The organism is Ferriphaselus sp. R-1, from assembly GCF_000746095.1.
Lineage (GTDB): Bacteria > Pseudomonadota > Gammaproteobacteria > Burkholderiales > Gallionellaceae > Ferriphaselus.
Genome location: NZ_KN050808.1, coordinates 86,644 through 92,908, shown reverse-complemented (window position 1 = coordinate 92,908; position 6,265 = coordinate 86,644). Strand labels below are relative to the sequence as shown.

Annotated in this window: 8 protein-coding genes; 7 read left to right on the top strand and 1 reads right to left on the bottom strand. The window is 61.5% G+C overall.

The features are described 5' to 3' along the window. From DM08_RS12065 to DM08_RS12045, 5 genes are all read left to right on the top strand, one after another. A partial coding sequence (locus tag DM08_RS12065; protein WP_237560289.1) for an IS3 family transposase occupies positions 1-291 on the top strand: 291 nt, incomplete at its 5' end. Between the two features lie 480 nt (positions 292-771). Beyond that, positions 772-1,077 carry a hypothetical protein gene (locus DM08_RS12060; RefSeq protein WP_035384910.1) on the top strand — a complete coding sequence of 102 codons (306 nt, stop codon included), beginning with the start codon at positions 772-774 and terminating at the stop codon, positions 1,075-1,077. Between the two features lie 45 nt (positions 1,078-1,122). Continuing rightward, entirely contained in the window at positions 1,123-2,469 is a 1,347-nt protein-coding gene (locus tag DM08_RS12055) for a TonB-dependent receptor (protein ID WP_035384909.1), read from the top strand. A gap of 9 nt (positions 2,470-2,478) precedes the next feature. Next, positions 2,479-3,372, top strand: a complete 894-nt coding sequence (locus DM08_RS12050) for a metal ABC transporter substrate-binding protein (RefSeq protein ID WP_035384908.1) — start codon at positions 2,479-2,481, stop codon at positions 3,370-3,372. Further along, positions 3,369-4,133 (top strand): metal ABC transporter permease, encoded by a 765-nt coding sequence (locus tag DM08_RS12045; RefSeq protein ID WP_035384907.1) that lies wholly within the window; start codon positions 3,369-3,371, stop codon positions 4,131-4,133. Before DM08_RS12050 ends, DM08_RS12045 begins: the two co-directional genes overlap by 4 nt. Here DM08_RS12045 and DM08_RS12040 read toward each other — a convergent pair. Further along, positions 4,120-4,590 carry an SLATT domain-containing protein gene (locus DM08_RS12040; protein ID WP_152555842.1) on the bottom strand — a complete coding sequence of 157 codons (471 nt, stop codon included), beginning with the start codon at positions 4,588-4,590 and terminating at the stop codon, positions 4,120-4,122. The genes DM08_RS12045 and DM08_RS12040 overlap by 14 nt on opposite strands. Before the next feature lie 126 nt (positions 4,591-4,716). Here DM08_RS12040 and aroE point away from each other — a divergent pair, with 126 nt between their 5' ends. Continuing rightward, entirely contained in the window at positions 4,717-5,526 is an 810-nt protein-coding gene (gene aroE, locus DM08_RS12035; protein ID WP_035384905.1) for a shikimate dehydrogenase, read from the top strand. Position 5,527: 1 nt separating this feature from the next. After that, positions 5,528-6,220, top strand: a complete 693-nt coding sequence (mtgA, locus tag DM08_RS12030; RefSeq protein WP_035384904.1) for a monofunctional biosynthetic peptidoglycan transglycosylase — start codon at positions 5,528-5,530, stop codon at positions 6,218-6,220. Positions 6,221-6,265 lie beyond the last annotated feature (45 nt).

Sequence of the window (6,265 nt, the reverse complement as noted above, 5' to 3'; positions counted from 1 at the left end):
GACCAAGGGGTACTCTACGCCGCTCGCGCCTATCGGGAAAAATTGCTGGGGCATGGCATGCGCCCGAGCATGAGCAGGCGCGGCAACTGTTACGACAACGCAGTGGCCGAGAGTTTCTTCTCAACCTTGAAGAACGAGCTCGTTCACCATTGCGACTTCCACACTAGAGATGAGGCACGGACGGCAATCTTCGAATATATTGAGATCTTCTATAATCGACAGCGTAGGCATCAGACTTTGGGGTACCTCAGCCCAGTGCAATTTGAGCAGCAAGCAGATGTACCCAATTAAACCGTCCGGGAAAAGCGGGTTAGCTCAGTCCCTGATTTTCCCTGGCTTTCCTTCGTGCCAGAACGACAAGCCGGGAAACAAGAATTAACCTCCCAATAATTAAGGATATTCCCATCCAGACTCTCCACAGCCGCCTCTACCATCCCACCATAATCCATGCAATTAGTTGATTAATATAGTCAATTATGAGCTTTTTGGGATTGTTTCATCGTAAATCTTTGTGCTAAATTTTCGTCCGGGTTGAGCTTATACCCACCAACTTTTCAATACGGAGGAGGCCTGAATGAGCATTTTGTCTACCATACTGATCGTTATCGCAATCGCTGCTGTCATCGGTGTCACCGTGGCGAGCATCGCTGAAAAATCAAGAAACAGCTAAGTATCCGGGCTTGGCTCCTGAGGGGCCAAGCCCGACTCTCTACTCGCCTCCCCCGCCGCTTCTGTTGCACCCTTGACCTCCTTTTGTTAAGGTGCGGCCCCATGAAACGTATCCATTTGATCCTGCTGCTGGCTTTTGCTTTGCTGTTCGTACAGCAAGGCGGTTTGGCGCATGGCATCGCGCATACGTTGGCGGAGCAGCAGCAATCGTTGCCGCACGATGCGCCGTGCGAGCTGTGTGCGGCCTACGCGCAACTCGGCAGCGCGCCGATCAGCGTGCCGTCGCTGCCGCCGATACTGACGGTGCGCGAAGCAGTCGCCCCCACTCCAAATCTTGAATTCCGTTCCATCTCTGTACTTGCCGCCTCGGCGCGCGCGCCACCTGCCTCGTTCCCGAAATCCGCCTGAACCACGCCCCTGCCGGGGCGCATCGTTTCACTATCGGGGAACACCATGAAGCCTTACCTATTACTGAGCCTGGCGCTGTGTGCGCCGCTCAATGCCGTCGCTGCCAGTGACGAAGAGTTGCGCGCGCTGCGCGATGAGTTGAAACAACTGAAAGAGAACTACCAGCAGCGGCTGGAGCAGCTGGAATCGCGCTTGCAACAAGCCGAACTGCGCGCCGCCGAACCGCCTGTGGCCGCACCGGTGGCGCAGGTGCGCAACGAGCCTGCCGCCTCGGCCAGCGCCTACAACCCGGCCATTTCGCTAATCCTCGCTGGCAATTACGGCAATCTGCAACGCGCCCCCGCGATCCCGCCCACCGGCTTCGCCATGTCGGCGCACTCGCCCGCCGCACAAGGATTCAATCTCGGCGAGTCCGAGTTGGGCTTCAGCGCCAGCATCGACCCGCGCTTTCGCGGTGTCGCCACGCTGGCACTGGGCGCGGCGGGCGGCGTGTCGGTGGAGAACGCATTTGTCGACACCACGGCGCTGGGCAACGGGGTGAAGCTGCGCATTGGCCGCTTCTTCTCCGGCTTGGGCTATTTGAACGAAGTCCACGCCCATGCCTGGGATTTCGTCGATCAGCCGCTGGTCTATCGCGCGCTGTGGAACAACCAACTTGGCGAGGATGGCGTGCAGCTCAAGTGGCTGGCACCCACCGACACCTTCGTTGAACTGGGTGCGGAACTGGGGCGCGGACGCGGTTTCCCCGGCTCGGATCGGGCCAAGAACGGCTCCGGCGCGGGCGTGCTGTTCGCCCATGTCGGCGGCGATGTGGGCGTGAGTCACAACTGGCGCGTGGGCGCATCGTTGCACCAGACGGGACAGAGCGACTGGCAGAGCGTAGGCGTGCCCGACCTGCTCGGCACACCGGGCGGCGTGACCGATGCGTTCACTGGCGACGTGCGTACCGGCGGGTTGGATTTCGTGTGGAAATACGCGCCCGAAGGCAATAGTTCCAGCACCAGCCTCAAGCTGCAAGGCGAGTATTTCCGCCGCCAGCAGAGCGGTTTGCTGAGCTACAACCTCGCCACCACCGACAGCTACGCCTTGACGCAAAGCGGCTGGTATCTGCAAGGCGTGTACAAATTCCTGCCGGAATGGCGCGTCGGCCTGCGCTACGACCAGCTCGACCCGGGCACGGCGACGGTGGGCGCGCTCAACGCCGCCAACGTCATCAGCAGTTACGGCTACACGCCGCGCCGCACTAGCGTGATGTTCGACTACAGCCCCAGCGAATTCTCGCGTCTACGCTTGCAACTCGCCCGCGACCAGTCGCGCCAGGCGTTGCCGGACAACCAGCTGTTCCTGCAATATTTGATGAGCCTGGGCGCACACGGCGCGCACGGCTACTAGGAGCGCACCATGAAAAGACTCTCTTTACTTATTTTGGTTTGGGCATGGGCCCTGCCTGCCCACGCACTCAACATCTTCGCCTGCGAACCGGAGTGGGCGGCGCTGGCGCAGGAACTGGCGGGCGACCAGGCCAGCATCTACAGCGCCACGGTCGGCACGCAGGACCCGCATCGCGTCGAGGCGCGTCCCAGCTTGATCGCCAAAGCACGGCGCGCCGATCTGCGCATCTGCACCGGCGCAGAACTGGAGGTCGGCTGGCTGCCGGTGGTATTGCGCGAATCGGCCAATCCCGCCATCCAGCCGGGGCAGCCGGGCGCATTCGAGGCAGCGGCTTACGTCACCATGCTGGACGCACCGACCCGGCTCGATCGTGCCGAAGGCGATGTGCATCCGAGCGGCAATCCGCACATCCAGCTCGACCCGCGCAACTTCCTGCCTATCGCGCAAGCGCTGGCGCAACGGCTGGCGCAGCTCGACCCCGCCCATGCAGCGGGCTACCAGCAGCGCCATGCCGCTTTCCGCCAGAACTGGCAAACCGCCATCGCACGCTGGGAAAAGCAGGCCGCACCGCTCCAAGGCCAGCCCATCGCCGTACAGCACAAGGGCTTTCCTTACCTTGAGCACTGGTTGGGCATGAAGGAGGTCGTCGCACTGGAACCCAAGCCCGGCATGGAACCCAGCGCGGCGCATCTGGCCACGGTGCTGGCGAAGTTGCAGACGCAGCCGGTGCGCATGGTGCTGCGCGCCGCCTACCAAAGCCCGCGCCCATCCGAGTGGCTGGCTGAACGTGCGCACATCCCGGCGGTGGAACTGCCGTTCACCGTGGGCGGAGATGGTGTGGCCAAGGACCTGTACGGGCTGTTCGACGAGACACTGGCGCGCTTGCTGGCGGGGCTGAAATGAGCCTGGACGAACTGCGCTTGCTCTATCCCGCCCTGCTCGCCGGGCTGCTGGTGCTCGCCACCCACATCCCGCTGGGGATGCGCGTATTACAGCGCGGCGTAATCTTCGCCGACCTCGCCATCGCCCAGATGGCTGGGCTGGGCGTAATCGCGGCGGGATTGTTCGAGCTGGAACACAGCCCGCTGGCGCTGCAACTGTGCGCGGTGGCCAGCGCCCTGCTCGGTGCCGCCCTGTTGGCGGCCTTGGAACGCTGGCCACTGGCGGCGCGCGAGGCTGGCATCGGCCTGCTGTTCGTGCTCGCCGCCAGCGGCGGTGTCCTGCTGATGAGCCGCGACGTGCACGCGGGCGAACATCTCAAGGACTTGCTGGTCGGCCAGATCCTGTGGGTGAGCCACGGCCAGCTGGTAGCCGTCGCGCTGCTCTCCGCCTGCGTGCTCGCCGCCCTGCGCGCCTTCGGGGAACGACTGGGACACTTCGGCTTCTACGCCCTGTTCGCCCTCGCCGTCACCGCCTCGGTGCAATTGGTCGGCGTATATCTGGTGTTCGCCAGCCTGATCGTCCCCGCGCTCGCCACCCGCAACATGGTGCGACATCGCCTGCTCGCCGCCTACGCCATCGGCAGCATCGGCTATGTGCTCGGCCTGGGGCTCTCAGTCTGGCAAGACCTGCCCACGGGCGCGACCATCGTGTGGACGATGGCGCTGGCCGGAGGCATCGCCGCCATTGCGCAGTCGACCTCCTCGCCTGCTAGGCTGCCGTAGCAGCTGAACGGGCGGCCTCGCTGTCACGGACTTTCTTCGCTTCCCGCTGATAAATGCGCGAAGGAATGGACGGTGCCTGACGATCAGCCGCATCCCATTTCTTGCGCAGCCGTTCGATAACGGCTTCGTCGCGATGCTCGAACACGATCTGCTGCTCGAACTCGCGCCGCACCTCCCCCATCTGCACCGCAGCCGACTTGTGCCGCTCGGAGCGCTCCGACAAGCGCAAGGCGGATTGCAGGCTGGTCACCACTACCGTCAACACACTCAACGCAGCAAGTTGAGGCTTGCCTAGAAAGTCGGTGAACAGTGCCGTGCTCAGCAAGGTAGAAAACACCACACCAGGAATGTTCAATCCCATGTTCATGTATTGGTAATACTTCGCCGCTTCGTTATGTGCGGCATGGCTAATACGCAGGCCGCGCCGCCATTGATCGATGAGCATTTCTGGAGTCATGTCTATCCCCTTGTCTGTGAACGTGGTGAGCCGGATTAGACGCTAAATCGGCCAACCGAACAAGGCAGGAAACGCCCGCCCCAGCTTCCGCTATAATCCGCGCCACTCCCAAAATTGACACGCACCATGACAGACCGCTACGCCGTGATCGGCCACCCCATCTCGCACAGCAAATCGCCCCTGATCCATCGGATGTTCGCCAAACAAACCGGACAGGACATCAGTTACGAAGCCATCGAAGCCCCGCTGGACGGCTTCGCTGCCACCATCGAACGGCTACGCAAGGAAGGCTATAAGGGCTGCAACGTCACGGTGCCGTTCAAGTTCGAGGCGTTCAATCGGGCGACTGACTTGAGCGAGCGAGCTCGGTCGGCACAGGCGGTGAACACACTCAGGTTCAAGAACGACCTGATTCTGGGCGACAACACCGATGGCGCTGGGCTGGTGCGCGACATCGAGCACAACCAGAACTTTCCTCTTTCTGGAAAAAGGGTGCTGTTGATGGGTGCGGGTGGTGCAGCTTACGGCGTTGCGCTCCCACTTATTTCATCGGGGGCAAGCCTTACTGTCTCCAACCGTACCCACGAAAAAGCCGTTCAACTGGCAAGGCATTTGCAGGCTCATGGTGTTGTTGAGGTATTGGATGTCAAAGCGTCCAGCGTTGCCACCCCCTTTGACTGCATCATCAATGCGACTTCGGTCGGGCTAACCGATGACTTGCCGGAACTGCCTGAAGGTGTTTTTCATGCTGGTTCCTTAGCCTATGACATGGTGTATAGCCGTGAAACTAAATTCATGGCATTAGCCAAGAGCAATGGCGTAAAGAAAATTGCCGATGGCTTGGGGATGCTGGTCGAGCAAGCCGCCGAGGCCTTCTTCATCTGGCGCGGCGTGCGTCCGGACACGGCGCCGGTGCTGGCCGCGCTGCGGGGCTGAGATGCGTATCTGGTACTGGGTCTGGCGTATCTGCGCGTTGTTGTTCCTGCTGATGCTGGTCTATCAACTGTGGATCTTCGCCCACGTCTGGTGGTGGCGCGACCACAATCCGTCCACCAGCGCCTTCATGGAAGACCGGCTGGAGATCATGCAGGACAAGAATCCCGAGGCCGAACTGAAGTACCAATGGGTGTCGTACAACCGCATCTCGCCCAACCTCAAGCGCGCGCTGATCGTGTCCGAGGATGCGAAGTTCGTCGACCACGAAGGCTTCGACTGGGAAGGCATCGAAAAGGCCTACGAGAAGAATCTGAAGAAGGGCAAGATCGTGGCGGGCGGCTCGACCATCAGCCAGCAACTGGCCAAGAACCTGTTTCTGTCCGGCGCGCGCTCACCCTTCCGCAAGCTGGAAGAAGCCGCCATCACGCTGATGCTGGAAGCCATGATGGACAAGCGCCGCATCTTCGAGATCTACCTCAACGTCATCGAATGGGGCAACGGCGTGTTCGGCGCGGAAGCCGCCGCGCGGCATTACTACCGCACCAGCGCCGCCCAACTCGGCCCGGAACAGGCCGCCAAGCTGGCCGCGATGGTGCCCAATCCGCGCTACTACGACAAACACCGCGAAGCCAAAGGGCTGGCCAAAAAGACCGGCATCATCCTGTCGCGCATGCACCAGGCCGAGATACCCTGAGCGCCAGATTCCCAGGCACCAACAAAAAGCCCCTTGATCGCTCAA

Excerpts from the sequence above, each read along its gene's own strand:
- aroE (WP_035384905.1), top strand. The coding sequence starts at position 4,717 with ATGACAGACCGCTACGCCGTGATCGGCCACCCCATCTCGCACAGCAAA.
- DM08_RS12060 (WP_035384910.1), top strand. The coding sequence starts at position 772 with ATGAAACGTATCCATTTGATCCTGCTGCTGGCTTTTGCTTTGCTGTTC.
- mtgA (WP_035384904.1), top strand. The coding sequence starts at position 5,528 with ATGCGTATCTGGTACTGGGTCTGGCGTATCTGCGCGTTGTTGTTCCTG.
- DM08_RS12045 (WP_035384907.1), top strand. The coding sequence starts at position 3,369 with ATGAGCCTGGACGAACTGCGCTTGCTCTATCCCGCCCTGCTCGCCGGG.
- DM08_RS12050 (WP_035384908.1), top strand. The coding sequence starts at position 2,479 with ATGAAAAGACTCTCTTTACTTATTTTGGTTTGGGCATGGGCCCTGCCT.
- DM08_RS12055 (WP_035384909.1), top strand. The coding sequence starts at position 1,123 with ATGAAGCCTTACCTATTACTGAGCCTGGCGCTGTGTGCGCCGCTCAAT.
- DM08_RS12040 (WP_152555842.1), bottom strand. The coding sequence starts at position 4,590 with ATGACTCCAGAAATGCTCATCGATCAATGGCGGCGCGGCCTGCGTATT.